We start from the raw sequence: 14,633 nt of genomic DNA, 5'->3' as shown, positions 1-14,633 counted from the left end.
CAAGGCCGAGTACGTCAAGGCGTTCTGGAACATCGCCAACTGGCAGGACGTCGCCGCTCGATTCGAGCGGGCGCGCAGCCAGACTCAGGGTCTGGTCTGATCCCGAGCTGAACCGTACGACGGCGGGCCCCCCCCCCCCGGGCGGGGGGGGGGGCCCCGCCGTCGTACGGTTCAGATCGGGATCAGACCAGACCCTGAGTCTGGCTGCGCGCCCGCTCGAAACGAGCGGCGACGTCCTGCCAGTTGGCGATGTTCCAGAACGCCTTGACGTACTCGGCCTTGACGTTGAGATAGTCAAGGTAGAACGCGTGCTCCCACATGTCGAGCATGAGCACCGGCGTGATACTCACGGGCACGTTCGCCTGCTGGTCGAACAACTGGAAGATCGAGAGCCGCTGGCCCACGCTGTCCCACCCGAGCACCGACCAGCCGGAGCCCTGGATGGCGTTGGCGTTCGCGGCGAACTGTGCCTGGAACTTGCCGAAGTCGCCGAAGAACTCGGTGATCGCGGCGCCCAGCTCGCCCTCCGGCTCGCCACCACCCTCGGGGGAGAGGTTGTTCCAGAACACGGTGTGGTTGATGTGACCACCGAGGTGGAATGCGAGGTTCTTCTCGAACAGGTTGATCGCGGCGAAGTCACCGGACTCACGTGCACCCTCGAGCTTCTCGAGAGCGGCGTTGGCGCCGTCCACGTAGGCCTGGTGATGCTTGTCGTGGTGCAGCTCCATGATCTTGCCGCTGATGTGCGGCTCCAGGGCTGCGTAGTCATACGGCAGGTCGGGCAGGGTGTACTGCGGCATACGTTCCTCCACGTCAACGGTCGGTTGCGGTGGCGGCCCGGAGTCCGAACCGCCCCTCATCCACCCTAACCAGGTGGGTCAGTGAGATGTTCCGCCGGTGCTGGTCAACTCGCCGGCGTGAGACGGGTCGGACGGCGGCAACTGGTCGTGCTCGCCGTGGCTGTGCGCCGCAGCGAGCTCGGCCGGGGTCACCGGCTCCACACGGTCCTCGTAGAAGAACCGCGACAGCCGCGTGCGGACCCCGTCGAGGTGGCCGCCAGGGCGTCGCACACCGTTGGCATCCTCGGGGGGAGCGAGTTCCAGCGGGCGGTAGACATGGTGCCCCACCTTGGTCCAGCGCTCGAACTCGTCGAGCGGCTTGTGGACCTCGTAGAAGCGACCGTCGGCGGTGCGGCGCACATTCCCGGTCTCGTGTCCGTGCAGGACCACCTCGCGGTCCTTGCGCTGCAGTGCCAAGCAGATGCGCTTCGTGACGATGAAGACGACCACCGGAAGCACGAAGATCATGACCCGGAGCACCCAGGTGATCGCGTTGAGCGAGAGCCCGAAGTGCGTGGCGACCAGGTCGTTGGCGCCGGCGATCAGGAGCACGATGAACACACTGAGGAACGCGGCTCCCAGCGAGGTCCGCGTCGCCGCGTTGCGTGGCCTGTCGAGCACGTGGTGCTCGCCGACGTCCTTGGTCACAGCACGCTCGATGAACGGGTACGCGCCCAAGAAGGTGAACAGGAGGCCGGGCAGCACCGCAGCCGGGATCAGGACGTTCAGCGACAACGTCCAGCCCAGGATCACGTACTCCGTCTGCCCCGGCATCAGCCGTAGCGAGCCCTCGAGGAAGAGCATGTACCAGTCGGGCTGTGCCCCTGCGGCCACCAGTGACGGGTCGTACGGACCGTAGTTCCACACCGCGTTGATCGTCAGCAACGCACCCATGAGCGCGAGGACGCCGAACACGATGAAGAAGAAGCCGCCGGCCTTGGCCATGTAGACCGGCATCAGCGGGTAGCCGACCACGTTCTTGTCGGTGCGGCCCGGACCCGGGTACTGGGTGTGCTTCTGCCAGAACACCAGGAACAGGTGCAGTGCCACCAGCGCGAGGATCAGCGCAGGGATCAGCAGGATGTGCAGCGTGAACATCCGCGGGATGACATCGGTACCGGGGAACTCGCCGCCGAAGATCATGTACGAGAGGTAGGCGCCGATGATCGGGATCGACTTGACCACGCCATCGGTGATGCGCAGACCGTTGCCGGAGAGGACATCGTCGGGCAGCGAGTATCCGGTCAGGCCGGCCACCAGGCTCAGGATCAGCATCGAGAAGCCGACCAGCCAGTTGAGCTCACGCGGCTTGCGGAACGCCCCGGTGAAGAAGATCCGCAGCATGTGGACCACCATCGAGCCCACGAACATGAGCGCGGCCCAGTGGTGGATCTGGCGCATCAGCAGACCGCCGCGCACGTGGAACGAGGTGTGCAACGTGGAGGCGAACGCCTCGGACATCTCGATGCCCTGCATCGTGACGGGCAGCGCGTCCTCGGGGTAGTGCACCTCGGCCATCGACGGCACGAAGAACATCGTGAGGAACGTGCCGGACAGCAGCAGCACGATGAAGCTGTACAGCGCGATCTCGCCGAGCAAGAACGACCAGTGGTCGGGGAAGAGCTTGCGTGCGAGGCCCTTGATCATCGAGGCGGCGCCGACGCGCTGGTCGAGGTAGTCGACCGTGCCGGAGACCGCCTTGGGGACGACCGGGTCAGCGGTCGCTGCGGACGCGGTGGAGGTGCTGGTATCGGTCATCGTTCACGCTGCCAGTAGCTCGGGCCGACCGGTTCGTCGAAGTCGGCGGTGGCGTACAGGTAGCCCTCCTCGTCGACGGCGATCGGGAGCTGGGGGAGTGCCCGCTTCGCCGGACCGAACACCACCTTGGCGGCGTCGGTGATGTCGAAGGTGGACTGGTGGCACGGGCAGAGCAGGTGATGCGTCTGCTGCTCGTACAGCGCCACCGGGCACCCCACGTGGGTGCAGATCTTGGAGTAGGCGACGATGCCGTCGTAGGACCAGCTCTCGCGCTCCGGCGACTCCTTGAGCAACGCTGGGTCGACACGGACGAGCAGCACGACCGCCTTGGCCTTCTCCTCGAGGTAGTGCTCCTCCTCGGGCAGGCCGTGGGGGATGACGTGCACGAGGTTGTTGTTCGTGACGTCGGCGGCGCGGATCCGCGTGTCCTGAGGGTCGCGGGCGAGGTACCGGTACTGGCCCTGGTAGAAGCGTTCGGGGTCGCCACCACGCACGGGCCGCCAGGCGGTGCGCGCGAACTTGCCGATGTCCCAGTCCGCGCCGAGATTGCCGATCAGCGGCACGAGGAACGTGAGCGGGGCGAGCGCGAGCGCGCCGCCGATCGCGCCCTTGAGCACCGGCCGTCGTGCGATGTTGGCGTCCTGGCCACCATCGCGCAGGATCTCGAACGCCTGCTGCTGGACCGTGGGCCCGGCTGACATCGGGTGCCGGTCCTCGACCTTCTCCGCATCGTTCATCAGGGCACGCGCCCACTGCACGGCGGCGAGGCCGATTCCCAGCATCCCGAGGCCGAGACCCAGGCCGATCACGAGCGTCGAGAGTCGGACGTTGAGGACGTCGGTCCCGTCCACCGGGAACGCGAAGTAGCCCACGACCCCGCCGATGCTGGCGAGGATCGAGATCACGAAGACGACCACGATCTGGCGCTCGGAGCGCTTGGCGGCCTTGGGGTCGGAATCCCCGAGACGGTGCCGGTGCGGTGCGAGACCGGGGTTCTCGAAGGCGGCGGGCAGCTGCCCGTCAGGGGCGACCGCCCCGACCTCTGTCGACTTCTCGTGCTGGTCGGTGCTGCTGCTCACGAGGACCTCGATCCGATCCAGACGGCGGTGCCGATCAGCACGCCGAGGCCGACGACGAACACCCACAGACCCTCTGACACCGGGCCGAGCGACCCGAGCGACAGGCCGCCGGGCTGGGTACCACGCTGCTCGACGAGGAAGGCGATGATGTCGCGCTTCTCCTCGGGCGAGAGGGTGGCGTCGTTGAAGCCGGGCATCGACTGCGGTCCGGTGAGCATCGCCTCGTAGATCACGGTGGGCGTGGACTCCATCAACGAGGGCGCGTACTTGCCCTCGGTCAGCGCGCCACCGGCTCCGACCGCGTTGTGGCACATGGCGCAGTTGGTGCGGAACAGGAGCATCCCGTTCGAGGGGCTCCCGAGCGTGGGGTCGACCTGCTCGCTGCTGGGAATCGACGGACCGGGGCCGAGAGTGGCGATGTAGGCAGCCAGGTCGAGGGCCTGCTCCTCGGTGAACTGCGGAGGCTTGGCCTCGGCCTGCGGGGCGTTGGCCTGCATGGGCATCCGGCCGGTGACCACCTGGAAGTGAACCGAGGCCGCACCCACGCCGATCAACGATGGCGCCAGGTCACCTCCCACGGCCCCGGGACCGTGGCAGGTAGCGCAGTTGGTGAGGAAGAGCTGCTCACCCTTGCTGGGGTCGGCGTTGGCGAGCTCGTCGGCCTGGGCCGAGGTGGGCGCGAGGGCGGCGTAAGCGCCACCCACCAGGACGAGCGCCAGCGCCAGCAGCATCATCGGAGCGAACCGACCCCGCCGACCGCCACGTGTTCGCGCCTTCACGCTGCTGCGTCCTCTCGTTGTGCGCCCGGAGCTGTTCCGGCGTTCGCTGTGCTGCGCGCTGCTCACGCCATCACCTCAGGAAGTAGATGACACCGAACAGCAGCAGCCACACGGCGTCGACGAAGTGCCAGTAGTAGGAGACGACGACCGCGTGGGTCGCCTCTCGGTGCCCGAACTTGTGCGCGGAGAACGAGCGCGCAAGCACGAACAAGAACGCGATCAGGCCGCCAACCACGTGGAGGCCGTGGAACCCGGTCGCCAGGTAGAAGACCGACCCGTAGGTCGAGTTGGTGAAGGTCAGCCCTTCGTGCGCGAGCTCGGCGTACTCGAACACCTGCCCGGCGATGAAGGTGGCGCCCAGCACGTAGGTGAGGGCGAACCACTCCGTCATACCCCAGCCGCGCAGGTTCAGCAACGAACCCGTGCGGGTCGGCTGGAAGCGTTCCGCCGCCCAGACTCCCAGCTGGCAGGTGACCGATGAGGACACCAGGATGATGGTGTTGCCGAGCGAGAACGGGATGTTGAGCATGCCGGAGCTCTCTGCCCACACCTCGGGTCCGGCCACGGACCGGTGGGTGAAGTAGATGGCGAAGAGGCCGGCGAAGAACATCAGCTCGCTCGACAACCAGACGATGACGCCCACCTTGGTCAGGTCAGGGCGGTGCACCGTCACATGCGGACGCAGCGCGGTAGAGGTCGACGACACGCGTCCATTATGGCCAGGTTCGGAGGCGTCTGGGGACACCTGGGGCCACTCGGGGAGGGCGCGTCGGAGATTCATGCTGACGAGGTGACGCGAAGCGATGAGACGTCACGTCGATCGGCGTTCCGGGGGCTGCGGATGCGTCCGAGCGGGGTGTCCGGTGGCCAGTAGCATGAGGTGAGACACGCGTGTCGAGCGGACCGCGTACCGATGGACAACCCAGCATGTGATGAGGGACCGAGAATGGCTGCAGGAGTGGACGTGGTCGAGGCGAGCACGGCGAAGGCGCCCGAACGGCGCGCCAGTGTGCTGCTCTACAGCGATGACCGTGCGACCCGCGCCGAGATCCGCACGCTGGTGGGCAGGCGGGCATCGATCGACACGCCGCTGATCGACTGGGTCGAGGTCGCGTCGCCACAAGCGGTCATCGACACCGTCAAGCGCGGTGGTTTCGACCTGCTCGTGCTGGATGGCGAGACGCCGAAGATCGGCGGCATCGGGATGTGCCGCACGCTCAAGACGTCGATCTACGAGTGCCCGCCGGTGATGCTGCTGATCGCACGGCAGCAGGACGCATGGCTGGCGTCCTGGTCGGAGGCCGATGCTGTGGTGGCCGCGCCGTTCGACCCGGTCGAGCTCCAGGAGACGGTGGCTGCGCAGCTGCGTAGCGAGGTCTGAGAGTGGCCGCCATCGCGAGCCGACTCGACCGCACCTGGCCCGACCTGTTGGCGCGCCTGCTGGCGCGCGAGGACCTCAGCCACGAGGAGACCGCCTGGGCGATGGACCAGGTGATGTCCGGCGCCACCAGCCCGACCATCCTCGCGGGATTCTTGATGGCGCTGGGCACCAAGGGGGAGACCGTTGCCGAGTTGCGCGGCCTCGCGGACTCGATGCTCGAGCATGCGGTCCCGATCGAGGTGGCCGGCGATGCCGTGGACGTGGTCGGCACCGGGGGTGACCGGCACAGGTCCGTCAACATCTCTACGACTGCCGCGATCGTCGTCGCCGGAGCCGGACTCCGGGTGGTCAAGCACGGCAACCGCGCCGCGTCGTCGGCCAGCGGGGCCGCTGACGTCCTCGAAGCGCTCGGGGTGCGCCTGGATCTGCCTCCGGAGCGGTCGGCTGAACTGGTCGCTGAGGTGGGGATCACGTTCCTGTTCGCGGCGAGCTACCACCCGGCCATGCGTCACGCCGGTCCTGTCCGCGGCGAGCTCAAGGTTCCGACGGCGTTCAACGTGCTCGGTCCGCTGACCAACCCGGCACAACCGCGGGCGGGCGCGATCGGGGTCGGGAACCCGCGCATGGCCCCGCTGGTCGCCGGTGTTCTGGCTGAGCGCGGGCGCAACGCCTTGGTGTTCCGCAACGACGACGGCCTCGACGAACTCGCCCCCACGGCATCGAGCAGGATCTGGGAGGTGTCGGAGACGAGCGGCGGTGCGGTGGTCGAGCATCACCTCGACACCGTCGCCGAGCTCGGCCTTGCGCCCGCCACGCTCGACGATCTCCGTGGCGGTGATGCCGCCGTCAACGCACAGGCACTGCGCGACGTGCTCGCGGGCACCACGGGGCCGGTCCGTGAGACCGTGCTGCTGAATGCCGCGGCCGCGATCGTCGCGGACGCCACGCTTGTGGGGTCCGGTTCGCTGACCGAGCGGCTGCGCGAGGGTATGGACATCGCGGCGAGGGCGGTCGACTCCGGCGCGGCGGCGCAGATCCTGGACCGGTGGGCCAGCGCCTCGAGCGCCTGAAGCAGACGCGCTCTAGTCGCGCAGGCGCTCGCGCAGCTGCGCGGTGTCGGCGTCGGTCCAGCCGTACTCCGCGAGCATCCGCCGCAGCGGCGCGGGGTCCCCGCCCGGTTGCACGTGCTCGATCAGCTCGGCCATCGTCTCCGGGTAGGTCATGTGCCACGCGGCCGGCTGGCCGCCGAGGACAGGTCCGTACGTCGGCGTCGCCACCAGGCGAGCGAGGATCTCCTCGACGCGTTCGCTGCTCGCCGCGTAGTCCGCGATGATCGCCCGGGGCTCCGCCCCCGCCAGCAGCAGCGCGAGTGCCACCAGCGTTCCGGTGCGGTCCTTGCCCGCCGCACAGTGCACCAGGGCGGCGCCCTCGGCGCCAGCGATGACGCGCAACCCGGCGACGATCGAGTCCGGCCGGTCGCTCAGATAGGAGAGATAGTGCGCGGTGGCCGGGTTGTCGTGCTCGGCCGAGGGCTCCAGACCCACCCAGGGCAGGGCCTTCTCGACGGCGTCGGGGGACTCCTCGGTCTCCACCGGTTCGGGCCCGGGTCCGGGAGCCGACGTCTCCGGGATGCCGTCGCCGTCGAGGTCACGCTCGTCGAAGAACGAGTGGTGGTGGATCTGCACCCAGGGCTCACTGCTCAGGGGGCCCGGGCCCGTGGAGGTCACCTCGGTGTCGCTGCGCAAGTCGACCACGTCCGTCAGGCCCCGACGGCGGAGCTCGGCGATGTCCTGGTCCGTCAGGTCCTGGAGATTGTCCGACCGCAGCAGCCGGCCGGGCCGGATCGCCCCGCCGTCGGTCGTGGGGATGCCGCCGACGTCGCGAAGGTTGACGACGCCGTCGAGGTCGATCCATCCGATGGCGGAATGTGCGGTGCTCACGTGCTCAGTCCCCCAGGCCAAGGGCGAATGCTGCTTCCAGGTCGTGCTGAGAGTACGACTGGAACGCCAGGTAGGTCTGCGTGCGGACGACTCCCTCGACCTTGCTCAGCCTGTCGGAGATGACGCCCGCGAGCTGCTGGTGCTCGGGGACACGCACCATGGCGATCAGGTCGATGTCGCCCGTGACCGAGTACACCTCGCTCACGCCGTCGATCTCGGCGGCCTCCTGAGCCACCTCTGGGATGCGCGACGCCTCGACGTCGATCAGCACGATCGCGGTGATCATCGGTGTCCTCCTCGTTGTCGTCCACTCATCATGCACGAGCGCGTCGCCATTGGACGAGCGGCACCGACCGACGGCAGGATGAACACGTGCGAGAAGGGGGTTGACCGATGAACGAGGTCGAGGCGTTGCTGGCGCGGGGTGGTTGGGCGCTCGAGGATCCGCGGCCCACCGCCGCTGCACATCCGGACACGTTCGAGCTGCCGACGGCTGGCGAGCTCGCGGCCCTCGGTCCCGGGAGCGTGGTCCGTGCGATCTTCCGCATCGTGACGATCGCCGACCCGGTACGCGACGGTGCCGCGCCCTACGACGACCATGGCCGACCCGTGCTCGTGCCGTTCGGCGAACGGATGTGGGCGATCGTGATCGGGCGTGAGGGCGACGTGCTCGAGTGCGCGATGGACAATCACCCGTTCGGCACGCACACCAGGTTGCTTCCCAACGACCGGGTGCGGATCCCGGTGAGCCACGTGATCGCCACGGCGGCACCGCTCCCGGACTTCGATGAGTTCCTGGCGTTCCTCGCCCGGTGGGAGAGCGATCCCGAGAACCCGATGACCGACCCGACCACGCCGATGGACCCGCTCGCCCCGCCGCGGTTGCGGCGCGATCAGCAGGCCGTGGTCGATCGGAGCGGGGCGCCTGCACATCCCTCGATCCCGTTCGCCCGCGTGCTGTTGTCGAAGAACGTCACGCCCGACTCGGTCCCGTTGTACGGCGCGAGGTTCGAGCCGAAACCCGAGCGGGGCGACTGCGGCTGGGTGTTCTTCACCGGACCACCGGATCTCGACGAGGTCTCCCGCACGGTGGGGTTCTCCGTGGTGACGGTGCAGGAGGCGCTCGGGCGCCACCCGCAGATCCAGCCCTACCTGGCCCTCGCGCCCGGGTGGGGGTTCACGCTCTTCAACGATGCCGACGATCTCTACCCGGTCGGACCCAGTACCTGACTCGCCCGCACGGCGTACGTGCCGGCTGCAGCCGCGTCGTCCGACACACCCCGCGGGCGTGGTCCGAGCGCCTCCCGCTCTTGCCGGCGGAGTGTCACCGACGTGTGCAGGTCCGGCGGCGCCGCCGTGATCGGCACGGACCACCCCGGCGCCTCGGGATGCTCGAACGCGATCAGCCTGGTTCCGGCCGCGCCCAACCAGGCAGCCAGTAGCTCGGTCTCCTCTGTGCTTGCCGCGCCGCCGCACCGCGCGGGCACCGGGACCGCCTCGCCGGTGTGCGCGAGCGAGGTCACCAGTGGCATCGGGTCGGTGCCACGCGGGCTGACTGCCGTTCCGGCGAACCGGCCGTGACGTATCAGCACAAGCTCCCAACCGCCCGCCAGCGGGCGCGCTGCGACCACCTCGCGAGCGTGCTGCAGGCTCTGCAGCCGGAGTCCCCGGGAGAGCACACGGCCGAAGGATTCGGCACGGTCACGCCGCCCGGCTGCCTCCTCGAATCGCTCGAGGGACGCGAGCCGCCCGATCTCCTCGGCCGCCGCGGCCATCACGTCTCGGTTGCGCCCGGTCAGTGCCTCGGCCGCGGTGGCAGCGATGTCGCCGTACTCGGCGGCGGCACGTTCATCGACGCACGGGGCGCTGCAGCGGCCGATCTCCGCGAGCATGCAGCTCGCTGCGTCGGCGCGCGGCCGGATCGGCAACCGGCGCGTGCACTGCCGCACGGGGATGGCCTGCTGCACCGCCTCGACGGCGAGCTGTGCCGCTGCGTGGCTCGCGAACGGTCCGACCGCGACGGCGTCGGGTGGGACCTCGCGCACGATCGACAGCCGCGGGTGAGGTTCGTCGGTCAGCCGCACCCACGGCAGCCGGTCGGGCCGGCGCGAACGCCGGTTGTACGGCGGGTCGTGCTCGGCGATCAGCCGCAGCTCGCGCACCTGTGCCTCGAGCCGGGTCGCGCACGCCACCCCGCGCACCGAGGTGGCGAGGTCGACCATCTCGCCGATCCGGCGGCGCTTCTCGGACGCCGTGAAGTACTGCCGCACCCGGCGGCGCAGGTCGGAGGCGGTGCCGACGTAGAGGATCTCGTTCGCCGGCCCGATGAACTGGTACACGCCGGGGGAGCGGGGAAGGTGGTCCGCGAGGCTGGAACGGCGCCGCCGCGCAGGCGGGACCGGATCGGAGGCTGTGGCGAGATCCTCCAGGTGGGTCACGCCGAGCGACGCCATCCGGCTCAGCAGTCCGTGCATGACATCGACCGTGGCTCGCGCATCCTGCAGCGCCCGGTGGTTGGGGGTGGTCGCCGCGCCGAACACGCGTGCCAAGCTCGCGAGCTTGTGGTTCGGTGCCTCGTCACGTGTCACGACGCGGCGTGCCAGCCGCACCGTGTCCACCACGGCCGGGCTCGGCCAGGTGAGGTCCATCCGTGCGGTGTTGGCCTTGAGGAACCCGACGTCGAACCCGGCGTTGTGCGCCACCAGCACAGCACCCTGCGCGAACTCCAGGAACGCCGGCAGCACCTGCTCGATCGGCGGCGCCTCAAGGACCATCGCGGTCGTGATGCCGGTCAGCACCGTGATCGTCGGCGGGATCGGCACACCCGGGTTGACCAGCGTTCCGAACTCCCCGAGCACCTCGCCGCCGCGCACCTTGACGGCACCGATCTCGGTGATCTCGCTCTTCGTCGGTGAACCCCCGGTGGTCTCGAGGTCGACGACCACGAAGGTCACCTCGTGCAGCGGCACCCCGATCTCGTCGAGGGCGAGCTGCACCGGGCGTGGGTTCAGGTGCTGTCGCATCACCTCGGACGCTAGAACACACGTCCGACATCGGTGCGCGAGCCCTCAGGCGGAGGTGCCTTCCGCGTTGCGGTCAGCCGCTGCGCGTGCGTACACGTCGTCCACGAGGTTGGCGTAGTCGCCCAGGACCTTGGCGCGCTTCACCTTGAGCGACGGCGTCAGGTAGTCGTTGTCGATCGTGAAGTCGTCGGTCAGCACCTCGAACTTGCGGATCGACTCGGCCCGGGACACCTTGGCGTTCGTCCGGTCGACGGCCCGCTGCAGCGCCGCGAGCACCTCGGGGTGCTTGGCCGCCTCGGTCACACCCATCTCCGGCAGCGAGTGGTTCGACAACCACGAAGGCAACATCTCGCCGTCGAGCGTGATCAGGGCCGCGACGAACGGCCGCTGGTCGCCGACCACGAGGCACTGGCTGATCAGGGGATGCGAGCGCAGCCGGTCCTCGAGCTGTGACGGCACCACGTTCTTGCCGGCCGCGGTGACGATCAACTCCTTCTTACGGCCCGTGATCTTGAGGTAGCCGTCGCTGTCGAGCTCACCGATGTCGCCGGTGTGGAACCAGCCGTCCTCGATCGCCTCGTTGGTGGCGTCCTCGTTGCCGTGGTACGCCGCGAACACTCCGACGCCCTGGGCGAGGATCTCGCCGTCGGCGCCGATCTTGATCGAGGTGCCGGGCAGCGGCGGCCCGACCGTGCCGATCTTGGCCTTGGCGGGCACGTTCACGCTCAGCGGTGCGGTGGTCTCGGTGAGGCCGTATCCCTCGAGGACCGTGAGCCCGACGCCGCGGAAGAAGTGCCCGAGCCGCTCACCCAACGGCGCGCCGCCGGAGATCGCGAACGCGGCCTGGCCGCCGAGCGCGTCGCGGATCTTGTGCAGCACGAGCTTGTCGGCGACCTTGTGCTGCAGCTTCAGCGCGAACCCGGGTCCGCCGGTCTCGAGCGAGCGCGAGTAGTCCTGTGCGGTCTTCGCCGCCCACTGGAAGATCTTGATCTTGCCGCCGGCGGCCGCCTTGGCCTCGGAGGAGTTGTAGACCTTCTCGAACACTCGAGGGACCGACAGGATGAAGGTGGGCCGGAAGGTGCCGATGTCGGCCATCAAGGTCTTGGTGTCCGGCGTGTGCCCCTGCGGGACGCCCGCCGCGATGCACAGCACCTCGACGAACCGCGCGAACACGTGCGCCAGCGGCATGAACAGCAGCGTGCGCGAGTCGGCGTGCAGGATCTGGCTGCCCAGCGCCTCGACCGCGTTCCGCGTCAGCTCCACGAAGTTGCCGTGCGAGAGCTCCGCACCCTTGGGCTTGCCGGTGGTGCCGGAGGTGTAGATCACGGTGGCGAGATCGCCGAGGCGCACGGCGTCACGGCGCTCACGCACCACCTCGTCGCCGACGTCCACGCCCGCAGCCGCGAGCTGCTCGAGCGCGCCGCCATCGATCTGCCACACGTGCTTGACGTCGGGCGCCTTCTTGCGTGCCTTCTCGATGACGGCCTCGTGATCGGCGTGCTCGGCCACGGCCGCGACCGCGCCGGAGTCGGAGAGGATCCACGCGGTCTGCGACGGCGACGACGTCTCGTACACCGGCACCGGGACGGCGCCCGCGTACCAGATCCCGAAGTCGAGGAACGTCCACTCGGGGCGCGTGCGCGCCATGATCGCGACCCGATCGCCGGCCTCGACGCCGGAGGCGATCAGGCCCTTGGCGATCGCGGTCGCGGTCGCGTGCATCTCGGCGGCGGTCACGGGGCGCCAGGTGCCGTCGACGAGGCGCTCGACCAGCACCTTGTCGGGCGTGCGGTTGGCGTGGTCGGCGAGCAGGTCGCCGACGGACATCTCGTCGGGCGTCGTCACGATCGGTGGGGCGGCGAAGGTGTCCATTGCTGGCTCCGGTGGCAGAACGGGAAGGATGGTGTGAGGGGTCAGGCTATCGGTCCGGCGAGGCGCAGCAGTCACACCACGGCGCCGTCATCGTCATCGTTGCGCGATCGTGGCAATCGGAGGATGGCCACGACCCACCCGAGCAGGGTCACGGCGAGCACGGTCAGCCAGACGATCGCGGGTGCGGTCGTCCAGAAGATCACCACGAGCATCAGGCAGACCGGTCCCGCGATGGCGCCGGTCCAGGCGAGCACCTTGATCGGGTCTGCGCTGGTGAGGGACTCGGGCTCCGGCGGGTCGAAGTGCTCGTCGAGCTCGTCCTCCGGCGGTGCGTAGTCGCGCGGCCCACCGAGCGTGCCCGACGGCGGGGCGTCGCCGGTCTCGCTGTCAGGCTCGCCGGTGTTGGGCTGGGGTCGGGCGGGATCGGGCCGAGGGAGCGACTGCTGCAGTCCATCCAGGTCCGGATGGCTGGTCAGCTCGGCGAACCGCCGGTCGAAATCATCCTGAGTGGGATGGCGGGGGCCGTCCCCCTCGCTGCTCTCGTCATGGCCACCCTCACCCGAGGGGTGCTCCGTGGACGGCGGCATACCTTCCAGTTTAGTCCGCTCTAGTCTTGACCCAGAGCCGCCGTTCACCGGGGGCTGATCGTCCATGGTCCACGAGAGGAAGCAATCGCCGATGTCCGAAGCACGCCAGATCCGCAAGGTCGCACTTCTGACCGCAGGCGGTTTCGCGCCCTGTCTGTCCGCTGCCGTAGGCAAGCTGGTCACCCGCTACTCGGAGGTCCTCCCGGACGCCGAGATCATCGGCTATCAGTACGGCTACCACGGCCTGCTGACCGGCACCTCGATCACGATCGACGACGACGCCCGCGCGAACGCGGCGATCCTGGACCGGTTCGGCGGCAGCCCGATCGGCAACAGCCGGGTGAAGCTGACCAACGCCACGAACCTGGTCGAGCGCGGCCTTGTCGCCGAGGGGCAGGACCCGCTGCAGGTCGCGGCGGAGCAGCTGCGCACCGACGGCGTGGACGTGCTCCACACGATCGGAGGTGACGACACCAACACGACTGCGGCTGATCTCGCGGCCTACCTGGAGTCCAACGGGTACCACCTGGAGGTGGTCGGCCTGCCGAAGACGATCGACAACGACATCGTGCCGATCCGGCAGTCGCTCGGTGCCATGACGGCCGCCGAGCAGGCGTCGATCTTCGCGCAGAACATCATCGGTGAGCACCGGTCGAACCCGCGCATGCTGATCGTGCACGAGGTGATGGGCCGGCACTGCGGCTGGCTGACCGCAGCGGCGGCGCGGGACTACCGCGCGTGGCTGGACCAGCAGGAGTGGAACCCCAGCCTCGGCCTCACGCGCGAGCGCTGGGACGTCCACGCGGTGTTCTTGCCCGAGCTCAAGCTCGACATGCAGGCCGAGGCGGCCCGGCTGCGCGGCATCATGGACGAGATCGGCAACGTCAACATCTTCCTGTCCGAGGGTGCCGGGGTCCCGGAGATCATCGCCGAGCTCGAGGCCGCCGGCGAGGAGGTGCAGCGGGACCCGTTCGGACACGTCAAGCTCGACACGATCAACCCCGGTGCCTGGTTCGCCAAGCAGTTCGCCTCGCTGATCGGCGCCGAGAAGACGATGGTGCAGAAGAGCGGGTACTTCTCGAGGTCGGCCAAGGCGAACGAGGCTGATCTCGAGCTGATCGGTCGGATGGTCGACCTCGCGGTCGAGACCGCGATCGCCGGTGTCTCGGGCGTCATCGGCCACGACGAGGAGAACGGCGACGAGCTGCGTGCGATCGAGTTCCCGCGCATCGCGGGCGGCAAGGCGTTCGACGTGAGCACGCCGTGGTTCGGTGAGCTGCTCGACGGGATCGGCCAGCCGCTGGTCGCCGCCGAGCCTGCGGCGCACTGACCGGGCGGCGCCATGGTCGGGCGGCGCCTTCCGAGCGCCCTATCC

General features: G+C 69.0%; 14 protein-coding genes and 1 pseudogene. 5 read left to right on the top strand and 10 right to left on the bottom strand.

Annotation, left to right across the window (positions count from 1 at the left end):
• Window positions 1-100, top strand: a pseudogene (locus ACOJSN_RS18320) (superoxide dismutase); the annotation flags it as partial.
• An 82-nt stretch (window positions 101-182) separates the two neighbouring features.
• On the opposite strand, the gene ACOJSN_RS18315 reads toward ACOJSN_RS18320, so the two are convergent.
• The 5 genes from ACOJSN_RS18315 to ACOJSN_RS18295 all read right to left on the bottom strand — a co-directional run bounded on the left by ACOJSN_RS18315 (window position 183) and on the right by ACOJSN_RS18295 (window position 5,161).
• Window positions 183-800 carry a superoxide dismutase gene (locus ACOJSN_RS18315; protein ID WP_420113927.1) on the bottom strand — a complete coding sequence of 206 codons (618 nt, stop codon included), beginning with the start codon at window positions 798-800 and terminating at the stop codon, window positions 183-185.
• Window positions 801-878: 78 nt separating this feature from the next.
• A complete protein-coding gene (locus ACOJSN_RS18310) occupies window positions 879-2,597 on the bottom strand; it encodes a cytochrome b (RefSeq protein WP_420113926.1) in 1,719 nt (572 codons plus the stop codon).
• Entirely contained in the window at window positions 2,594-3,676 is a 1,083-nt protein-coding gene (locus ACOJSN_RS18305; protein WP_420113925.1) for a Rieske 2Fe-2S domain-containing protein, read from the bottom strand. Before ACOJSN_RS18305 ends, ACOJSN_RS18310 begins: the two co-directional genes overlap by 4 nt.
• Entirely contained in the window at window positions 3,673-4,410 is a 738-nt protein-coding gene (locus ACOJSN_RS18300) for a c-type cytochrome (protein WP_420113929.1), read from the bottom strand. The genes ACOJSN_RS18305 and ACOJSN_RS18300 overlap by 4 nt, the downstream gene beginning before the upstream one ends.
• 115 nt (window positions 4,411-4,525) lie before the next feature.
• Entirely contained in the window at window positions 4,526-5,161 is a 636-nt protein-coding gene (locus tag ACOJSN_RS18295) for a cytochrome c oxidase subunit 3 (RefSeq protein WP_420113924.1), read from the bottom strand.
• A gap of 240 nt (window positions 5,162-5,401) precedes the next feature.
• Here ACOJSN_RS18295 and ACOJSN_RS18290 point away from each other — a divergent pair, with 240 nt between their 5' ends.
• Complete coding sequence (locus ACOJSN_RS18290) at window positions 5,402-5,836, top strand: hypothetical protein (RefSeq protein WP_420113923.1); 435 nt, start codon at window positions 5,402-5,404, stop codon at window positions 5,834-5,836.
• A complete protein-coding gene (gene trpD, locus ACOJSN_RS18285; RefSeq protein ID WP_420113928.1) occupies window positions 5,833-6,906 on the top strand; it encodes an anthranilate phosphoribosyltransferase in 1,074 nt (357 codons plus the stop codon). Before ACOJSN_RS18290 ends, trpD begins: the two co-directional genes overlap by 4 nt.
• Before the next feature lie 12 nt (window positions 6,907-6,918).
• Here the strand turns inward: trpD and ACOJSN_RS18280 are convergent, their stop codons facing one another.
• Together ACOJSN_RS18280 and ACOJSN_RS18275 are read right to left on the bottom strand one after the other, a co-directional pair.
• On the bottom strand, window positions 6,919-7,776 hold the full coding sequence (locus ACOJSN_RS18280; protein ID WP_420113922.1) for a tyrosine-protein phosphatase: 858 nt from the start codon (window positions 7,774-7,776) through the stop codon (window positions 6,919-6,921).
• 4 nt (window positions 7,777-7,780) lie between these two features.
• On the bottom strand, window positions 7,781-8,062 hold the full coding sequence (locus tag ACOJSN_RS18275; RefSeq protein ID WP_420113921.1) for an Lrp/AsnC family transcriptional regulator: 282 nt from the start codon (window positions 8,060-8,062) through the stop codon (window positions 7,781-7,783).
• Between the two features lie 107 nt (window positions 8,063-8,169).
• Here ACOJSN_RS18275 and ACOJSN_RS18270 point away from each other — a divergent pair, with 107 nt between their 5' ends.
• Window positions 8,170-9,006, top strand: a complete 837-nt coding sequence (locus ACOJSN_RS18270) for an immunity protein Imm33 domain-containing protein (protein WP_420113920.1) — start codon at window positions 8,170-8,172, stop codon at window positions 9,004-9,006.
• Here ACOJSN_RS18270 and ACOJSN_RS18265 read toward each other — a convergent pair.
• The 3 genes from ACOJSN_RS18265 to ACOJSN_RS18255 all read right to left on the bottom strand — a co-directional run bounded on the left by ACOJSN_RS18265 (window position 8,982) and on the right by ACOJSN_RS18255 (window position 13,258).
• The gene (locus tag ACOJSN_RS18265; RefSeq protein WP_420113919.1) at window positions 8,982-10,799 is read right to left on the bottom strand and encodes a DEDD exonuclease domain-containing protein; all 1,818 of its coding nucleotides are present in this window, start codon (window positions 10,797-10,799) and stop codon (window positions 8,982-8,984) included. The two genes, ACOJSN_RS18270 and ACOJSN_RS18265, sit on opposite strands and share 25 nt — an antisense overlap.
• Before the next feature lie 45 nt (window positions 10,800-10,844).
• Window positions 10,845-12,671: an AMP-dependent synthetase/ligase gene (locus tag ACOJSN_RS18260; protein ID WP_420113918.1), complete on the bottom strand. Its 1,827-nt coding sequence runs from the start codon at window positions 12,669-12,671 to the stop codon at window positions 10,845-10,847.
• A 71-nt stretch (window positions 12,672-12,742) separates the two neighbouring features.
• Window positions 12,743-13,258, bottom strand: a complete 516-nt coding sequence (locus ACOJSN_RS18255) for a hypothetical protein (RefSeq protein WP_420113917.1) — start codon at window positions 13,256-13,258, stop codon at window positions 12,743-12,745.
• Window positions 13,259-13,349: 91 nt separating this feature from the next.
• Between ACOJSN_RS18255 and ACOJSN_RS18250 the strand changes: the two genes are divergently transcribed.
• On the top strand, window positions 13,350-14,588 hold the full coding sequence (locus ACOJSN_RS18250; RefSeq protein ID WP_420113916.1) for a pyrophosphate--fructose-6-phosphate 1-phosphotransferase: 1,239 nt from the start codon (window positions 13,350-13,352) through the stop codon (window positions 14,586-14,588).
• Window positions 14,589-14,633: the final 45 nt, after the last annotated feature.

It is taken from the genome of Pseudactinotalea sp. (assembly GCF_048594945.1).
Taxonomy (GTDB): Bacteria; Actinomycetota; Actinomycetes; order Actinomycetales; family Beutenbergiaceae; genus Pseudactinotalea.
This window is presented reverse-complemented; position numbering and strand designations above follow the sequence as displayed.